Genomic DNA, 17,017 nt, shown 5'->3' on the forward strand with positions numbered 1-17,017 from the left:
CGGCATGGATGCATACGGTCAATTCGCATCGGTCTACGACCGGCTGATGCAGGACATGCCATACGAGGACTGGCTGCAATTCGCCCATGACAGCTGGGAACGTTACGGCATGCCGAGGACGGTTGCCGATCTCGGCTGCGGAACGGGCAGCATTGCGATTCCTCTGGCCTTATCCGGGCTGGAGGTATACGGCATCGACCTTTCTGCCGATATGCTGACCGTTGCGCGCAGCAAATGGGATGAAGCTTCCTCGCAAATGGCCCGCGCACGGGGGAACGTAACCTGGCTGGAGCAGGATATGCGGGAGTGGACGCTTGCAGAGCCCGTCGATACCGTGATTTCGTTCTGCGATTGCGTGAACTATCTGACCGAGGAGAAAGACGTGGAGACGGCCTTTAAGGCGGCTTACGATAATTTGCGCGAGGGCGGACTGTTCCTGTTCGACGTCCATGATCCAAAGGTGTTCCTTCGTTACGCGGAGGAGCAGCCTTTTGTGCTGGACGAGGACGAGGTGGCCTACATATGGACTTGCGAGCTCGACGAGTCCCGTCTTCAGATCGAGCATCATCTGACCATATTCGCCCAGGAGAAAAGCGGCCGGTTCGAGCGCTTCGAAGAAATGCATGAACAGCGGGCGTATGGCCGCGGCTGGATGGAAGCCGCCTTGAAGCGGGCGGGCTTCCGTTCGGTCGACTGTTATGCGGACTTTGAACTTGAACCTGCGGGAGACGGTTCGGAGCGGCTGTTCTTTGCGGCCGTGAAATGATGCGGCAGAAAATTTGAAAGCAAACAGGGTTGTCTTCCGTCACTTCAAGTGACAGTTGACAACCCTGTTATTTTTCATCCTCAGCTTCTTCCAAGGATAGCTTGCCGTTTATGCTTGAGAAGCTGTAATCGTGTCTGTGAGCTCTTCGGCTGCATCGCCCGTCACTTTGTGCGGCGGGACGAAGCAGGAGCGGCAGCGGGGCTCGTAGCTCTCCGTATCGCCGATCAGGAAGACCGGTCCAAGCTTGGCCGGTTTGCCATTGACGATACGCTGCGTAAAGGTCGCATTGGCATCGCCGCAAACGGCGCAGAACGACGTCAGCTTCACAATTTCGTCGGCAATCGCCAGCAGGCCGCCGATGTAGCCGAATTCTTTGCCCCGGTAATCCATATTAAGACCGTCTACGATAATATGCTTCCCTTGATAAGCCAGCTCCTCTACGAGAGCGATGATAGGCTTCCCAAAGAAGGACGCCTCATCGAACGCCACCACGTCGGCATCTTTCGACTCGAGCAGAATTTGTTCCACCGAGGATGCCGGGAGAGCGCGCGGTACGCTTGTCGCGGGAAGGCGGTAGCCGATCCGGCTGACGATCTCCTCATTGCCGAACCTGTCATCCTCGGCCGGCTTATAAGCCCGTACCTGCTTTCGGCCGTATTTCATCAGCTTCTGGCAGCGGCGGATGAGCTCTCCCGATTTTTCCGAAAACATCGGACCTATGATGACCGTAACGAATCCTCTATCCATGACTTATCCCTTACCTTCGCTTCAATGGTTGTATTATTTTATCAGAATAAGTCGCCGATGCAACAGGGGTATTCGACATAATTTTTAAACGGTGAACACTAGATATAGTTTTTGCTATAAATCTTTGCCGTCCAAATTCCGATCTATTAATTACTCCCTTAACGCGTCCTTCAATCTGCTGTTCATAGAATCCGAGGAGGCCGATCCGCGGGCGGCTGCCAGTCTCAAACGTTTCAATTCCTGCTTCAGACGATCGTTCTCCTGGCTCAAACCATCTATGTAAGGCAGCAGTCCGGGTACGGTATATCCGGCATCCCGGAACAGCTGGAGCACGGCCTCGCGCAGCTGCTCCGGCGTTATTTGCTTGTCCATTTGTACCTCCGTATTAGCAATAAAATGTCACTATCCCATCATATCTGCATCTGTTAAAATAGTCGAGTGTCGAAAAAGCCCAAATAAATAATTTCTCCATAATTTGCATTGACGAGACCTATATCTTGATGTAGAATCAAATTCATCAACTACATATTGAGTTGTAAGGTCATATTTCAACGATTTTGTCAACTAGCGCATTTGACATCTTTGCTGTCAGAAGCGCTTTTATATTGCTGAAATTTCAGTGATAGACGTTGCTAGATCGAAGTTTACGAAGCAAGAATTGCTTTGCAATTCTTTTAAGGAGAGAGAAGCATGTTGGTAGTCTACGATTCAAGAACAGGCAATGTGAAACGCTTTATCAACAAATTGAATATGAGAGCGGTGCCCATTGGGGAGCTTGACATAGTGGACGAGCCTTACGTGCTGGTTACCTACACGACAGGATTCGGTCAGGTGCCGGAGCGCGTCATGAATTTCTTGAACCGCAACAGCAATAATCTGCAAGGGGTATCCGCAAGCGGCAATCGGAACTGGGGAGACGGCTTCGCGAAAAGCGCGGATACGATCTCCAGCCTGTTCAACGTGCCGGTCCTATCGAAGTTTGAATTATCCGGTACGAATCAAGATATGGAATACTTTGTCGAAAGGGTGCGAAATATTGAAACACATCGAGCTGAACAACGAATTGATGCAACGAGGAGCGGACGGCTTCTATCAATTGGATAAAGATAAAGAGGCGGTAGCCGCATTTATGGAGGAAGTGGACGCGAAAAGCGTGAAATTCGGTTCCCTCCGCGAGAAGCTGGACTACCTCATCGAGAACGACTTTTACGAGAATGTATACGAGAAATATACATATGAGGAGATCGAAGCGGTGTTCACGCTGACCGAGAGCAGCGGCTTCCAATTCGAATCGTATATGGCAATCTCGAAATTCTACAAAGACTACGCCATGAAGACTAACGATAAATCGAAGTACCTGGAGCAGTATCCGGACCGCGTAGCAATCGTTGCCCTGAACCTTGGCGAAGGCGATGGGGCGAAAGCGCTCCGCATTGCGGAAGCGATGATCGAGCAGCGTCTGCAGCCGGCTACTCCAACGTTCCTGAACGCCGGCAAAAGCCGCCGCGGCGAAATGGTATCCTGCTTCCTGCTGGAGATGGACGATTCCCTGAACTCGATCAACTATGTGCTTGGCACATGCATGCAGCTGTCGAAGATCGGCGGCGGCGTAGCGGTTAACCTGTCCAAGCTGCGCGGACGCGGCGAGGCCATCAAAGGCGTGGAAGGCGCCGCAAAAGGCGTCATGCCGGTACTGAAGCTGATGGAGGACGCTTTCTCCTACGCGGACCAAATGGGTCAGCGCAAAGGCTCCGGCGCGGGCTACTACAACATTTTCGGCTGGGATATTATCGAGTTCCTCGACTGCAAGAAAATTAACGCCGACGAGAAAACACGGATCAAAACGTTGTCGATCGGCTTGATCATACCTAATAAATTCTATGAGCTGGCCGCAAAGAACGAAACGCTGTACGTATTTGGCCCTCATTCCGTTCATAAAGCATACGACAAGCACCTCGACGACATGGACATGGACGTGATGTACGAAGAGCTGCTTGCTAACGATAAAGTCGTGAAAAAAGCGGTCATGAACGCCCGCGACATGATGACGAAGATCGCTTCGATCCAGCTGGAATCCGGCTACCCTTACATCATGAACAAATCGAACGCCAACCGAGTTCACGCCCTGAAGGATATCGGTCAAATCAAGATGTCCAATCTTTGCACCGAAATTTTCCAAGTGCAAGAGACTTCGACGATCAACGATTACGGAATGGACGATGTCATCCGCCGCGATATCAGCTGCAACCTGGCATCGCTCAACATCGTGAACGTCATGGAACGCAAGAAAATCAAAGAATCCGTCCATGTCGGCATCGAAGCTCTGACGACGGTCAGCGACGTATCCGAGATCGACAACGCGCCGGGCGTACGCAAAGCAAACGAAGAGCTTCACTCCGTTGGCCTTGGCGCAATGAACCTGAACGGTTTCTTCGCGAAGAACAAGATTGCTTACGAGAGCGACGAGGCGAAAGAATTCGCGAGCGCATTCTTTATGATGATGAACTATTACTCGATCGAGAAGAGCATGGAAATCGCCAAGGAACGCGGCGCAACCTTCAAGGATTTCGAACGTTCCGAATACGCAAAGGGCACTTATTTCACCCGCTATATCGAAACGGACTTCCGTCCAGCATCGGATAAAGTCAAAGAACTGTTCGAAGGCATGGAAATCCCGTCTCCTCAGGACTGGGCTGAATTGAAGGAGAACGTGCAAAAATACGGCCTGTACCATGCTTACCGTCTGGCGATTGCGCCAACGCAAAGCATCTCGTACATCCAAAACTCGACTTCGAGCGTTATGCCGATCGTAGAGCATATCGAGACCCGTACTTACGCGAACTCGACGACGTACTATCCGATGCCTTACCTGGCTCAAGATAACTACTTCTACTACAAATCGGCTTACAATATCGATCAATTCAAGCTGATTGACCTGATTTGGGAAATTCAGCAGCACGTGGACCAAGGGATCTCGACCGTCCTTCACGTGAACAGCAACGTAACGACCCGCGAGCTGGCGCGCTTCTACATCTATGCCGCTCAGAAGGGGCTCAAATCGCTCTACTATACGAGAACGAAGCGTCTTTCCGTTGAGGAATGCACAAGCTGCGCCGTATAATTCGAACTAACGACAAGGCTGCCGGAAGAGGAGAATCGGAAAGCAGCCTTTAACCAAAGGAGCAGGATTGATGAAAGCAGTAAACTGGAACCGTCCGGACGACGATTTTACGCTTACCTTCTGGCAGCAGAACGTGATGCAATTCTGGACAGACGAAGAAATTCCACTTTCCGACGATAAAATGGACTGGATGGAAATGAGCGACACCGAACGCTCTGTATATAAAAACGTGCTTGGCGGTCTGACGCTTCTCGATACGATTCAAGGCGGCATCGGCATGCCGAAAATTCTCGAGCATGTAGACGGTCTGCAGCGCAAAGCGGTACTCGCGTTTATGTCGATGATGGAGCAAATCCATGCGAAGTCGTATTCCAGTATCTTTACGACGCTGGCGTCGACGGAAGAGATCGACGCGATCTTTGGGTGGGTAGAGACAAACGAGCAGCTTCAGAAGAAAGCGACTCTGATCTCTTCCTGGTATCAAGGCATCGAAACCAAGCAGCAGCTGTACAAAGCGATGGCCGCTTCGGTATTCCTCGAAAGCTATCTGTTCTACAGCGGCTTCTTCTATCCGCTCTACCTGGCTGGTCAAGGCAAAATGACAAGCAGCGGCGAGATTATCGACTTGATCCTCCGCGACGAAAGCATCCATGGCCTGTATGTTGGCGTTCTGGCTCAAGAGCTGTTCAACGAATTTACGCCGGAAGAGCAAGCTCAGCTGAAAGAAGAAGTATTCGCCCTTCTGAATACGCTGTATGAGAACGAAGTGGTTTACACGGATAACCTGTACAGCCCGATCGGGCTTCAGGAAGAAGTGAAAGCTTACGTCCGTTACAATGCGAACAAAGCACTGATGAACCTGGGCTTTGATCCGTACTTCCCGGAAGAGCCGGTCAATCCGATCGTCTTCAACGGCATCAGCACGCACACCAAGCAGCATGATTTCTTCTCGAAAAAAGGCAACGGTTATGTGCGTACCGTTCACATCGAGCAGCTGCGCGACGAGGACTTCGTTTTTAATATGTAAGGTCATTCACAGCCGGCTTCCGAAGCCGGCTTTTTTTGTTTGCGGTCAGCCGGAAAAAACAATTAAAATACTATCCTGAAAATGGTAATTCATGATACACTAATGGCGGAATAAATGCTCATCCCAGCGCAGACGTACCGACGGGATTAAGCAATGGCTTGCTTGCGAAGTAAGTTTTGCATCAATAAAAGGACGGCGAAGCCGTTTTACCTTGGCAAAACTTTTTAGGAGGAATTCGCTTGGACAACTGCTCCATCATTACGAAGCCCGCTATCCATTTGGCCGGAATTAGCTATTGCGGTCCGTATTCCACATTCCCGGATGAAGCGATCCGGCTGCAGAGCGAGTTTTTAGCCCGCAAGCATGAATTAAATACCGTATCCAAATCACCTGTTCTGTACAGCCCGTATTTCGGCAATGAAGTATTTGCTTCCTATTGGGCTTGTTATGAGGTGTATCATATGGAGGAGCTTCCAAGGGGCATGGTACAGTTCACGATTCCGGAACACCGCTATGCCATGGTGGCTACCTCGAACAAACGAATCGGCGAAGCTTACGAGCAGCTGTTTGCCTGGATGAACGAGCGGAAGCTGAACAAGCACGACAGCGCGCTTGCGATCGAAGTATTTTACATTAACGAACGCCATTGGGAAGAGGAAGAAGTCGAGCTTCTAATTCCGTTGCGGGACGAATAAAAGGATGCAGGGAGCCCTAGCCGGTGTCCCTGCTTTTTACTGTTTACCGCCACTTTTCTCAAGGTAGATGGAGACGTTTGCGTTTGTCGATTATAATGAAGAGAACGAGGAGGTCGGAAAATGAAACCGATTTATGTGGCCGATGCTTTTACAAGCGAGCCGTTCCGCGGTAATCCGGCAGCGGTGTGCCTATGCGGGAAGCCGGAGGACGAACGGTGGATGCAGCAGGTGGCTGCGGAAATAAACCTGCCCGAGACGGCCTTTCTGGTCCCGATTGAGGATGGCTACGACCTGCGTTGGTTCACTCCCGAGTCGGAGGTTGACCTTGGCGGGCATGCCACGCTAGCGGCCGCTTATACGCTGTGGCATACGGGGAGGCTTCGTTCCGACCAGACGGCGCGATTTGTTACGAAGAGCGGGGTACTGACCGTTGACTATAATGCCGTAGACGGCTGGATGACAATGGACTATCCGGAAGAGGTGCCCTTGCCGGCGAATGCGCCGGAAGCTCTAATCCAAGGCCTTGGGCTAATTCCCCGATATACCGGCAAGTACCGCCAGGATTATATGGTTGAGGTGGACAGCGAGCAAACGGTGCGCAGTTTAAAGCCCGATCGGCAGCAGCTTGCCGCGGCAGGAGGTAGAGGAATCATTGTAACGGCAAAGGCAGCTGCGGAAGCTCCCTATGATTTTGTATCGCGCGCCTTTTACCCGAAGGCGGGTATATTCGAGGCTGCGGTTTCGGGCGTGGCCCATTGCGCGCTTGCGCCGTATTGGACTAGGAGGCTCCGCAAACCGGAGCTGACCGGTTATCAAGCTTCGAAGCGCGGCGGAATCGTGAAGGTAGCCGTGAACGGCAGCCGCGTTCTTTTGTCCGGCCAAGCAAAGATGATGTTGCAAGGAACACTCGAGGTCTAACACTATTGAAGAGCAAGGGGATTTGACTGCAATGAACTACGACGTGATATTATTCGATGCTGACGATACGCTATTCGACTACAAGAAAGCAGAGGACTTCGCTCTGACGAGCGTGTTCGGGGAGTTTGGGGTTCAATCGCCGGATACCGACTTTGCAGCCCTCTACCGGACGATTAATCAGGAGCTGTGGAACGATTTCGAAAAAGGGGCGATCTCGCTTGCGGAGCTTCGTGTAGAACGTTTCAGCCGGCTATTCAACGGAACGGGCCTTGCGATTGGAGCCGAGGAGTTCAGCAACCGTTATCTCGGTTACTTGGGGGCGGGAGCCTATCTGATCGACGGAGCGGTGGAGCTTGTGGAAGAACTCCGTTCCAAGGTAAGACTCGCGATTATTACGAACGGGATCCGGGAAGTGCAGCTATCGCGGTTTTCCAAGGCAGGCGTGGACCGTTACTTCGAGCATATTATCGTGTCGGAGGATACAGGATTTCAGAAGCCGCATATCGGAATCTTCGATTACGCGTTTAAGAAGCTTGGCATTACCGATCCGTCCAGAGTGCTTATCGTAGGGGATTCGCTCACCTCCGATATTCAAGGCGGGCTGAACAGCGGTATGGATACCTGCTGGTATAATCCGCATAACAAGACGAATGCGACGCCCGTTAAGCCCAAATTCGAAATCAAACAATTATCCGAGGTGCTGACTCTGCTATGACAAAGACGTATTCATCGATTTTATTCGACCTGGACGGGACGTTAACCGATCCCAAGCTGGGCATTACAAGCGCCATTCGATATTCACTAAGCAAATTCGGCATTCAAATCGATAACCTGGATGTGCTCGATCCCTTTATCGGACCGCCGCTAGCCGGCTCGTTCAAAGAGTTTTACGGCTTTACGGACGCGATGTGCACGGAAGCGATCAAATACTACCGGGAGTATTTCGCCGAAAGAGGCATGTACGAGAACAAGCGGTACGAAGGGATCAAAGAAGTGCTTGCCGGCTTGAAGGAGCAGGGTGCTTCCTTGTATGTCGCTACGTCGAAGCCCACCTTTTTCGCGGAGAAAATCATTTCTTATTTCGAGCTAAGCGAATATTTCGAGTTTATAGGCGGCAGCAACCTGGACAATACCCGCGTCGACAAGGGGGAGGTTATCGAGCATGTGCTGCTCTCCTGCGGTCTGTCCGCGGAGGATGCCGTGATGATTGGCGACCGCAAGCATGATGTTATCGGGGCCAAGCGCCATGGCCTGGACTCGATTGGCGTGGGTTACGGTTACGGCAGCGAAGAGGAGCTGAAGCTGGCCGAGCCGACCTATCTGGCAGGTACGGTGGCAGAGCTGGGTCAACTGCTTGCAGGACTGGTCAGGAAGTGATTGTAGGTGCCCGCTTTGGGTATTTTCATCGTATGCTTGATGCAGCAGAGCTAGCTTGCCTTGCGGCGCCCGGAGAGGGCAGCAGCAGGTAAAAAGCCTGCTGGCGATGATTGCGCCGAGCTACGCAAGACCCGCGACAATGGCTGCTGTAAGCGGGCGAGGGTATTTTCAATAGAATGAAAAAGGGCCTAGTCCTTGTGATGGCATGCCGCCGCCTGAGACTAGGCCCTGTTTTTTTACGTGGATAATGCTTTTTTCTTGCTGGCTGGCATGGCGTTGAATAAGGTAACCTTGTTCTTGCCGGTTGTTTTAGAATGGTACATGGCTTCGTCCGCCAGCTTAATGAGCTGAGCGACCTCCATGCCGTCCTTGGAGGTGCTGACGCCAACGCTGACCGTAACGATGGTTTCTTTCTCAACGCGGCTGCGGATGGATTCGGCGACACGGTCCGGTTTAACCCGGTCTGTCGAGATGCACGCCAGCAGCTCCTCGCCGCCGTAACGGCCGGCCGCGCCAATGCCCGCAGACTCTTCTTTCATAATCTCCGCGACCTGTTTCAGCACGACATCGGCTTTATGATGGCCTTGCGTATCGTTCAGCTTCTTGAAATTGTCGATATCGCAGAAGATGACGGCAAGACCCTTTTGTCTCCGCAAAATCTGTTCGGCCTTGGAAGTAAAGTGCCGCCGGTTGTACAAGCCAGTCAATCCATCCGTTATTGACGATTGATAAGTCATCATAAGACGCTCAATGACCCACTCGAATAGCAAAAGGAACAGCTGCATGAAGTAGACGATCGGCAGGAAGTAACTGAGCAGCACCAGCCAATTTACCGAACCGTGAAAAACATAGCCGTCGGCAATTCTCGACAGGTCGAGAATAAAATAGGTAATGAGACTGGCCGAGAATTTGCCGTTCATCTCGGTGCCTTTGGTGCCAAGCAGGATCATAAAGGTTACAATTAACGAGTAGAAATCGAGTCCAAGGAGACGGTATTGCCCGCCCGGCAAGATATCATCCGATGGATCCATAAACACGGACTGCACCGCGGCAATCACAAAGGTTAAGGCGATCAGCAGAACGAAAGGCATAACTTTTATTTGCGCGCCGCGATGAGTATATAATTTCATGAAGACAAAGTTTATAATGATGAAAGAGACGATCTGCAAAATCATCGAAACGATATGCAGCCATGGCGGAAGCTTCTGCTCGGGATACGCAAGCATGGCCAAAACGGTATTTTGCACCATAAAAAGCGGGATCGTCAGGGTAAGCAGCCGGTAAATGCGTTTGTTCCGATAGCTGGCATACAACCGGGTCGACATGAAAAGCATCAGTAGAAGGATGATAATGACACAAGCGGAAGAAATAAGTTGGCCGTTAGGCCCCGTTAGCCAGGTTAAGATTGTCATAATTTAGTATCACCATATCCTATGGAGTGTTGCTTTACAGAAACATATGTTCTAATATATCATGATTTACGAGATGGTAAAAGCATGACCCCAGAACGAATTTGCCTAATAAAGCATCCTTTCTAATAATTAAGATATCGGTTCATGACCGTGTAAAATTAAAGATGAACAGCTTCTTCTAAGAAGAAAATCGGATGCTTACGAAGTAAAATCATCGCAAAGGCCCCTTTTCAGGTCGTTTGTGCGACAATTTTTTAAGCAAATGCTTACGAAGTAAGAATTGCTTCACAATTCTTTTTAGGAGGAAGGACATTGAATATACTACAGGCTTTGTTTTTTCCGCCGGAACAACCGGGCGGCGTGTCCTCCATGGTGCCTTATATTCAAGAGCGTTTTTTGAAACTAGGCTGGCAAATGGAATTATTCTCGCTGCCGAAGCGGGTAAGAGGAAAAGGACAAGAGGAAATCGTATTTGAAACCTTCGATGTGACACCGTTTCTCGGCGATCCTATCGTGGATAAATATTTACAGACGATGCGGGACTATATTTGGTGGACGCGCCTGCGTTTGAAGCGTTCTTACGATATCATTCACGCGCATCATCCGATTGCGGCGCTTGTCATGAAGCAGCTGTTCCCGGATACGCCGGTCATGATGACGATTCACTCCTCCTTCGAACGGGAGCTCGTCCTGAACGGCAAAATCGAGGAAAACAGCATCGCGCACCGCTTCCTGACCTCCATCTACGGCGAATTGGAAGCAAAGCTGGACCGTCTGCTGACGGTATCGGATTCTTTCCGGACTTATCTGTCCCCTTATATGAAGGATTCTTCCGCAATCAAGGTTATTCCCAACGGCTTCGACGAGAAGCGTTTCAAGCCGATTGCCCACGAGAATGCCGTTCCGCAGTTTATTACGGTATGCCGCCTGGTACCCGCGAAAGGTCTGGATATTCTGCTGCACGCCTGCGCGGAGCTGAAGCGCCGCGGACATCCCTTTGTCCTGCATATTATCGGGGACGGTCCGATCCGGGAAGAGCTGGAGCAGCTGGCGGTCGAGCTGGATTTATACGATGATATTATTTTTTACGGCTATATGCTTCATCCGGAGGAGTTCATGCCGTTCTTCGACATCTTCGTTCTGCCGTCGCGCGCCGAAGCATTCGGCTCCGTATTTGCCGAAGCGGCCTTGTGCTGGCTTGCGCTGGTCGGAACGAACGTCGGCGGTATCGCCGAGCAGATCGAGGACGGAGTCAACGGCCTGTTGGTACCGCCCGAAGATGCGCCGGCCCTTGCCGATGCGCTGGAGAAGCTGGTAACCGATCCGACTTACCGATACAATCTGGCCCGTACCGGCTGGGACAAGGCGAAGAAGGTCTATTCGCTGCAGCGGGTCATCTCGCAGATGAAGAAAGTTTACTTATCGTTGAAACCGGAGGAATAATCGTGACGGTTCCTTTTCGTTTTATACACGCGGCAGACCTGCATCTGGATAGCCCGTTCCGCGGCTTGAGCAAGGTGCCGGAAACGCTGAAGGAGAAGCTGCAGGCTTCGACCTTCAGCGCCCTGCGCCGGTTAACGGATGCGGCGATTCGGGAGCAGGTTGATTTTATCGTGGTCTCCGGCGACTTGTACGATGAAGCGGACCGTTCGCTTAAAGCGCAGCTGCTTCTATTAAAAGAGTGGGAGCGCCTGCAGCAATACGGGATATCCGTTTTTGTCATACACGGCAATCATGATCCGCTGAACGGCGCGCGGGCGGAGCTGAAGCTGCCGTCCAACGTGACGCAATTTGGCGCGAGTGGCGTGGAATATCGGCCGGCTTACTGCAGAAACGGTGAGCTGGCTGCTTTTGTCTACGGGATGTCTTACGGGAAGCGGCATGTAACGGAAAATTTGGCCGCCCGCTATACGCCTGTTGAAGGAGCGCCTTTTCATATCGCTTTGCTTCATGGCAACGTAAACGGGGATTCCTCCCATGATCCATACGCGCCGTGCTCGCTGGAGGAGCTGACCGGCAAAGGCTTTGATTATTGGGCGCTAGGCCATATCCATTCAAGAAAAATCCTTCACGAATACCCTCATGTCGTGTACGCGGGCAATATACAGGGGCGCAATCCGCGGGAGACCGGACCAAAGGGCTGTTACCTGGCAGAGGTCTCGGCTTCAAGGGCTATTCAGCTGACTTTTCTCCCGTTAGACGACGTTCGCTGGCTGGACGCGGGACTGTCGATTAACGGCTTACATACCGAGCAGGAGCTGCTGCAGCGATTGGAAGAGCAGGCGGATCGGCTTGCTGCAGAAGGCGAGGACCGGCCTGTTATGATTCGTCTGACGCTGGAAGGTCAAGGTCCGCTGCATCTTAAGCTGACGGAGATGTTGACCGTGCGGACCTTGCTGGAACAATTGCAGCAAGGCTCCCCTCACGCATGGGTCTATGGGCTGGAAGTTAACACGCGCGCGGAGCTCCGTTTGTCGGAGCTGGAGGACGAGGAAAGCTTTGCGGGCGAGCTGTTCAGGCTGACCCGGCGGCTAGGGCAGGATACGGAAGCTTGGAGAGAAGAGGCGGCCGCCGCCGTTGCGCCGCTTTCCGGCCATGCCAAGCTGGGAAGGCTGCTCCGAAAGCAATGGGACGAGCTGCCCGAGCATTGGCTGGAGCAGGCCAGGGAGCATGTGCTTGGATTGCTGGCGCCAGAAGGGAGGAAGGACGAATGAAGCTGCTGGAGGCTAGGATTGACGGCTTTGGACAGCTGCAAGGGTTAACCTGCAGGCTGGACGGTCCTTCCGTTGTTTTATACGGCATGAATGAAGCGGGAAAAAGTACGCTGTTCGGATTTATCCGGACGATTTTGTTTGGGTTTGCAAGGCGGAATCAACCGGCGGAACGTCAGGAGCCTGTTCATGGCGGCACTCACGGCGGACAGCTGGTATTCGAGGATGATGAAGGCCAAGCCTACATAGCGGAGCGGTATGCCCATGTGAACGGAGGTCGTTTGAAGCTTAGACGGACCAGCCTCACGGAGCATGATGCTCAGATTCATGAGGAGAGCTGGCCGGCCCAGGAGGAATGGGAGCGTCGGTTTCTCGGCGGTACAACCGAGCAGCTGTTCCGCGAGCTGTACGCGATTACCTTAACGGAGCTGCAGCAGGTCGGAGCGTTATCCCATGAGGAGTTAGGCCGTTATCTGTACCACGCCGGCTGGGAGAACGGGAAAGCTATTGCGGCAGCCGAGAAAAAGCTGCAGCTCGAAATGGAGCAGCTGTTCAAGCCACGCGGAGCTAACCAGCAGATCAACAAGCGGCTGAAGACGCTGGAGAAGACCGAGCAGGAGCTTCGGGAGCAGGAAGATGCGATTCAAGCATACAACGGGCTCCAGCAAGAGCTTGAGCGGATTAGCCGGGAGCTCGAGCAGCTTGAAGCAGAGCAGCCGCATCGGCAGTCTGCGGTCCAGCTGGCCGGGAAGGCCCATGCGATAAGACCGTTATGGCTCAGGCAGCTTGAGCTTGGCCGGGAGCGGGCAGGGATTGCAGACGCCCAGCGGATTACGGCGGAAGCGGAGCATAACTGGCAGGAACTGCGGAAAGAGCAAAGAAGCAGCGCGCAAGAGCAAGAACAGCTTGAGCAAGAGGAGCAGCTGATTAAGCAAAAGCGTCAGGCCATTGAAGTTAATAATGAACTGCTTGCCCGAAAAGAGGAAGCGGAGGCTCTGCTGCTCGAGAGCGAACGGATCCAGCTTCTGAGAGAGGAAAAAATCACGCTGACAGCCGAGCTGCAAGCGGATGGAGAAGCTTTGACCCGGCTGTTAGGCCGCATCGCCCCGAATTGGGGGGAGCGGGAGCTGCTGGACCTGCAGTTAACCGTATCGGACCGCGAGTATGTGCGAGGGCAAAGACAGCTTGAGTCGGAAGCCGGGCGGAGCTCGGAACGATTGCATGCCGATCTGCAGGCCGTCATTCAGCAGGAGCGCGAGGCCGTGCAGCAGCTTGCCGAGGCGGAAGCCGAGCTTGCGCGGGCGGAAGCAGCGGCAGGCGGGCAGAGCGCGTTCGGCAGCGCCGCGTTCCTGCCGCAGACGAGCGACGCGATGCGAGCAGCATGGCATAGCTGCGACGCCGCGCTGCGCGAGTGGGAGCTGGAGCGGCTGCAGGCATCAGCCGCGCGGGGAGAAGCGGGCCAGGGCTCTGCCGGCCCGCTATGGATTGGCGCGGCGCTGGCCGGCGGCGCCGCTGTTGCCCTTGGCGCCGCCTCGCTAGGCGGCGGCGCTTTCCCTGGCGCAGCCGGCGCAGCTGCTGCGCTAGGCGCGCTCGCGCTGGCGCTGGCGGCGCTAGCCGCGGCCCGCGGGCGCCGCGCGGCTGGGCGCCGGCCGCGGAGCACGCGCGGTCCCGCGCCGGCGCCCGCGCGCGAGCAGCGCGTCCGCGCAGCGCTGGCGGCGCTCGTCAGCGCGCCCGCGGAAGCCGCCGCGGCGCTGCTGGCGGAGCCGCCGCACGCGGCCGGCGCGGCCCGCGAGCAGCTGCGCGCCGCTGCCGAGGCGCGCGCCGCCGCGCTGCAGCGCAGCGAGCAGCTCGGCCCCGGCCGCCTCGAGCTGGCTCGCCGGCATGCGCGGCTTCGCGCTGCCGCGGGCGAGCGCCGCGAGGCGGCTGCCGCCGCGGCGGAAGAGCGCGCAGCCGCGGCCCGGCAATGGCGCGGCTGGCTCGAAGCGCTCGCGCTGCCGGATATGTCGCCGGACGCGGCGCTCGAAATATTCGAGCTCGCCGAGCAAGCTTTGCACCGGCTCCAGCAGCGGGACCGCCGCCAAGCGAAGCTCGAGGCGGCCAGCACCCAGATCGCCGCGTTCGAGGCTCGCGCGGCGGAGCTTTGCGCCGCCTTCCCGGACGCGGCGCGGCGTCTTCCTGCGGAGCCCGTGCTAGCCTTGCGGCTCCTGCAGGCTGAGCTGCGCCGGCAGGCTGCGGCGCAGGAAGAAGCCGCCCGGCTGGATGAGCGGCTTCAAGCCCTGCAATACGCCTTAACGGCTGTCCGCAGCAAGCAGCAGCAGCTGGGCGCCTCCATCCGGCAGCTGACGGAAGCTGCCGGCTTCCGCAACGAAGCCGAATTTGCCGCCGTTCTGGTTCACCGGAACCGGCTGGAGGCGATCGATAACGAGCTGAACAAGCTAAAGATCGAAATCGAAGCAGGCATGTCGGAGGAACGGTTAAAAGAGCTGGAGCTGCTATTGACCAGCCATGACGGAGATGAGCTGAAGCAGCTTTGCGAGCGGCTTCGATCGGAAGCCGAGCAGCTGGAGAAGAATAGGGGAGATCTGCTGGATAAACGGGGCAGGCTGCGTCAGCAGCTGGAGCATCTGCTGCAGGAGGAGAGGCGCCGGGAGCTGCTGGCTGTCAAGGAAACGACGCTCTCCCAGATTGTCGGGGATGCCGAGCGTTATGCCGTGCTGGCCGTCAGCGCCTCCCTTATTAGGACAACGAAACGAACGTATGAGGAAGAGCGGCAGCCTGCCTTGCTCAGGCTGGCCGGCGACTATGTCCGACGGCTTACGGAAGGAAGGTATATCCGGGTAACGACGACCCCGGACCAGCCTTCCATCCGGCTCGAGACGCCGGACAACCGTTTGATCGATTCCGCTATGTTAAGCCGCGGCACGGCCGAACTGGTGTACCTGGCTATGCGCCTTGCGCTTGCCGTGGAACGAACAGCAGCAGCGGGCATGCCGCTGCTGCTGGATGATTTGTTTGTGAACTTCGACCGCCAGCGCTTGCACGCCGTTGCCCAATTACTCGGGGAATTGTCGCTATCGCGCCAAGTGATTCTGTTTACCTGCCATGAGCATATACGGGCTGCGCTGCAAGCAAGCATGCCCCATGCCGTTCAAATCGAGCTGCCCGGCGCACGCCCGGCCGTCAGTGGGCCATCTTTCGTCGAATGACCAGATACAGCCAGCCTAAGCTGATCAGTCCGAAAATCGGATAAAGCGTGGAGAGCAGCGGGCCAAAACCGATTTGGCTCGCAACATAGCAGAAGGCGAGAATCCCAAAGGTTATGAAAGGACGCGACCATTTCAGCCGCTCCTGGAGCTGGAGGGTCAGCCCGTAAATATCGGCAATAAGCGTCGTAAAGATCTCCGCGAATATGAGGAAAATATAAATATACTGCACGATATGGCCAAGCTGCTTGGCGATGCCTCCCATCGGGATGGCAAACTGCTGGATGCCGGGCATATGAACGGATAACGCGATATGTCCGGCCAGCAGCATAATGCCAATTCCGATGCCGCCAATCCATGAGCCTAGCACAATCGTTTTCCGGTCTTTAACCTCCGACCCGAGCGGCACAAGAACGGCTTGCGCCATCGACAGGTTAAAGGCGGTATACAGAAACGGGGAGGCCCATGCCGCCCATACCGAATGGTCGGTCGCAATCGTAATGAACCTGTCCGCTTCAGGCGTTTGGAACGTGTCTACCATAATAAGAGCGGTGAAGAGCAGCATCACCGGAACCACAATCGCATTCACCGTCAGGATCGCTTTCATCCCTTTTCGAAGCAGGAAGAAACAAGCGGCAATGGTGACGATTAATCCCGTTTGATAGGAGACATTCCAATTCTCGTAAAAGATGGTCCCCGCGCCGGCAAGCATCACGGCCGTTACGCCCAGCAGCACGACCAGCATGAAATGGCTGATCCATTTTCCGTACTTATCGCCAAACAACGCAATATTCAGATCCTCGTAGGACCTTGCTCCGATTTCGCTCGCAATCAGCATCATTTTGCCGCCCAGCCATATAAAGAGCGCCGTCGCGACAGCGATCGTCAGTGTACCCCAGTAGCCGAAGCGGGTGAAAAACTGCAGGATCTCCTGCCCAGTCGCGAAACCGGCGCCTACAATTGTACCTATATAAGTGGATGCGATTTGCAGAACCTTTCCCGTACGCTTTACCATGGCATGTCCTCCCGAAAATAACCTT

At 54.4% G+C, this 17,017-nt stretch carries 15 protein-coding genes; 11 read left to right on the top strand and 4 right to left on the bottom strand.

Features of this window, described 5'->3' with window-relative positions; genetic code table 11:
- The first annotated feature begins 4 nt into the window (after positions 1-4).
- Positions 5-766, top strand: a complete 762-nt coding sequence (locus tag FHT67_RS08485) for a class I SAM-dependent DNA methyltransferase (protein ID WP_167197380.1) — start codon at positions 5-7, stop codon at positions 764-766.
- Between the two features lie 108 nt (positions 767-874).
- Here the strand turns inward: FHT67_RS08485 and FHT67_RS08490 are convergent, their stop codons facing one another.
- Together FHT67_RS08490 and FHT67_RS08495 are read right to left on the bottom strand one after the other, a co-directional pair.
- Complete coding sequence (locus FHT67_RS08490; RefSeq protein ID WP_167197383.1) at positions 875-1,513, bottom strand: thymidine kinase; 639 nt, start codon at positions 1,511-1,513, stop codon at positions 875-877.
- Between the two features lie 150 nt (positions 1,514-1,663).
- Positions 1,664-1,885 carry a hypothetical protein gene (locus tag FHT67_RS08495; protein ID WP_167197386.1) on the bottom strand — a complete coding sequence of 74 codons (222 nt, stop codon included), beginning with the start codon at positions 1,883-1,885 and terminating at the stop codon, positions 1,664-1,666.
- 318 nt (positions 1,886-2,203) lie between these two features.
- On the opposite strand from FHT67_RS08495, the gene nrdI reads away from it, so the two are divergent.
- From nrdI to FHT67_RS08530, 7 genes are all read left to right on the top strand, one after another.
- Positions 2,204-2,617, top strand: a complete 414-nt coding sequence (gene nrdI / locus FHT67_RS08500) for a class Ib ribonucleoside-diphosphate reductase assembly flavoprotein NrdI (protein ID WP_015845582.1) — start codon at positions 2,204-2,206, stop codon at positions 2,615-2,617.
- On the top strand, positions 2,550-4,634 hold the full coding sequence (nrdE, locus tag FHT67_RS08505; protein WP_132306640.1) for a class 1b ribonucleoside-diphosphate reductase subunit alpha: 2,085 nt from the start codon (positions 2,550-2,552) through the stop codon (positions 4,632-4,634). The genes nrdI and nrdE overlap by 68 nt, the downstream gene beginning before the upstream one ends.
- 70 nt (positions 4,635-4,704) lie before the next feature.
- Positions 4,705-5,661: a class 1b ribonucleoside-diphosphate reductase subunit beta gene (nrdF, locus tag FHT67_RS08510; RefSeq protein WP_132306638.1), complete on the top strand. Its 957-nt coding sequence runs from the start codon at positions 4,705-4,707 to the stop codon at positions 5,659-5,661.
- Positions 5,662-5,900: 239 nt separating this feature from the next.
- Positions 5,901-6,356 (top strand): GyrI-like domain-containing protein, encoded by a 456-nt coding sequence (locus FHT67_RS08515; RefSeq protein WP_132306636.1) that lies wholly within the window; start codon positions 5,901-5,903, stop codon positions 6,354-6,356.
- Between the two features lie 120 nt (positions 6,357-6,476).
- On the top strand, positions 6,477-7,274 hold the full coding sequence (locus FHT67_RS08520; protein ID WP_167197389.1) for a PhzF family phenazine biosynthesis protein: 798 nt from the start codon (positions 6,477-6,479) through the stop codon (positions 7,272-7,274).
- A gap of 31 nt (positions 7,275-7,305) precedes the next feature.
- Positions 7,306-7,989, top strand: coding sequence for a YjjG family noncanonical pyrimidine nucleotidase (locus FHT67_RS08525; protein ID WP_167197392.1), 684 nt, complete (start codon positions 7,306-7,308; stop codon positions 7,987-7,989).
- On the top strand, positions 7,986-8,651 hold the full coding sequence (locus tag FHT67_RS08530; RefSeq protein WP_167197395.1) for an HAD family hydrolase: 666 nt from the start codon (positions 7,986-7,988) through the stop codon (positions 8,649-8,651). The genes FHT67_RS08525 and FHT67_RS08530 overlap by 4 nt, the downstream gene beginning before the upstream one ends.
- Before the next feature lie 236 nt (positions 8,652-8,887).
- On the opposite strand, the gene FHT67_RS08535 is transcribed toward FHT67_RS08530, so the two are convergent.
- Complete coding sequence (locus tag FHT67_RS08535) at positions 8,888-10,063, bottom strand: GGDEF domain-containing protein (protein ID WP_132306628.1); 1,176 nt, start codon at positions 10,061-10,063, stop codon at positions 8,888-8,890.
- 312 nt (positions 10,064-10,375) lie between these two features.
- Between FHT67_RS08535 and FHT67_RS08540 the strand changes: the two genes are divergently transcribed.
- From FHT67_RS08540 to FHT67_RS08550, 3 genes are read left to right on the top strand one after another with little or no spacing between them, the layout of a single operon-like run.
- Entirely contained in the window at positions 10,376-11,506 is a 1,131-nt protein-coding gene (locus FHT67_RS08540; RefSeq protein ID WP_132306626.1) for a glycosyltransferase family 4 protein, read from the top strand.
- Between the two features lie 2 nt (positions 11,507-11,508).
- On the top strand, positions 11,509-12,777 hold the full coding sequence (locus FHT67_RS08545; protein WP_167197398.1) for a metallophosphoesterase: 1,269 nt from the start codon (positions 11,509-11,511) through the stop codon (positions 12,775-12,777).
- On the top strand, positions 12,774-15,980 hold the full coding sequence (locus tag FHT67_RS08550) for an ATP-binding protein (protein WP_167197400.1): 3,207 nt from the start codon (positions 12,774-12,776) through the stop codon (positions 15,978-15,980). Before FHT67_RS08545 ends, FHT67_RS08550 begins: the two co-directional genes overlap by 4 nt.
- Here FHT67_RS08550 and FHT67_RS08555 read toward each other — a convergent pair.
- Entirely contained in the window at positions 15,955-16,992 is a 1,038-nt protein-coding gene (locus FHT67_RS08555) for a YkvI family membrane protein (RefSeq protein WP_167197403.1), read from the bottom strand. The two genes, FHT67_RS08550 and FHT67_RS08555, sit on opposite strands and share 26 nt — an antisense overlap.
- Positions 16,993-17,017 lie beyond the last annotated feature (25 nt).

Source organism: Paenibacillus sp. BK720, from assembly GCF_011761545.1.
Lineage (GTDB): Bacteria > Bacillota > Bacilli > Paenibacillales > Paenibacillaceae > Pristimantibacillus.

Bases quoted from the DNA above. Each gene is read 5' to 3' on its own strand.
- FHT67_RS08485 (WP_167197380.1), top strand. From the start codon at position 5: ATGGATGCATACGGTCAATTCGCATCGGTCTACGACCGGCTGATGCAG.
- FHT67_RS08490 (WP_167197383.1), bottom strand. From the start codon at position 1,513: ATGGATAGAGGATTCGTTACGGTCATCATAGGTCCGATGTTTTCGGAA.
- FHT67_RS08495 (WP_167197386.1), bottom strand. From the start codon at position 1,885: ATGGACAAGCAAATAACGCCGGAGCAGCTGCGCGAGGCCGTGCTCCAG.
- nrdI (WP_015845582.1), top strand. From the start codon at position 2,204: ATGTTGGTAGTCTACGATTCAAGAACAGGCAATGTGAAACGCTTTATC.
- nrdF (WP_132306638.1), top strand. From the start codon at position 4,705: ATGAAAGCAGTAAACTGGAACCGTCCGGACGACGATTTTACGCTTACC.
- FHT67_RS08520 (WP_167197389.1), top strand. From the start codon at position 6,477: ATGAAACCGATTTATGTGGCCGATGCTTTTACAAGCGAGCCGTTCCGC.
- FHT67_RS08525 (WP_167197392.1), top strand. From the start codon at position 7,306: ATGAACTACGACGTGATATTATTCGATGCTGACGATACGCTATTCGAC.
- FHT67_RS08530 (WP_167197395.1), top strand. From the start codon at position 7,986: ATGACAAAGACGTATTCATCGATTTTATTCGACCTGGACGGGACGTTA.
- FHT67_RS08535 (WP_132306628.1), bottom strand. From the start codon at position 10,063: ATGACAATCTTAACCTGGCTAACGGGGCCTAACGGCCAACTTATTTCT.
- FHT67_RS08550 (WP_167197400.1), top strand. From the start codon at position 12,774: ATGAAGCTGCTGGAGGCTAGGATTGACGGCTTTGGACAGCTGCAAGGG.
- FHT67_RS08555 (WP_167197403.1), bottom strand. From the start codon at position 16,992: ATGGTAAAGCGTACGGGAAAGGTTCTGCAAATCGCATCCACTTATATA.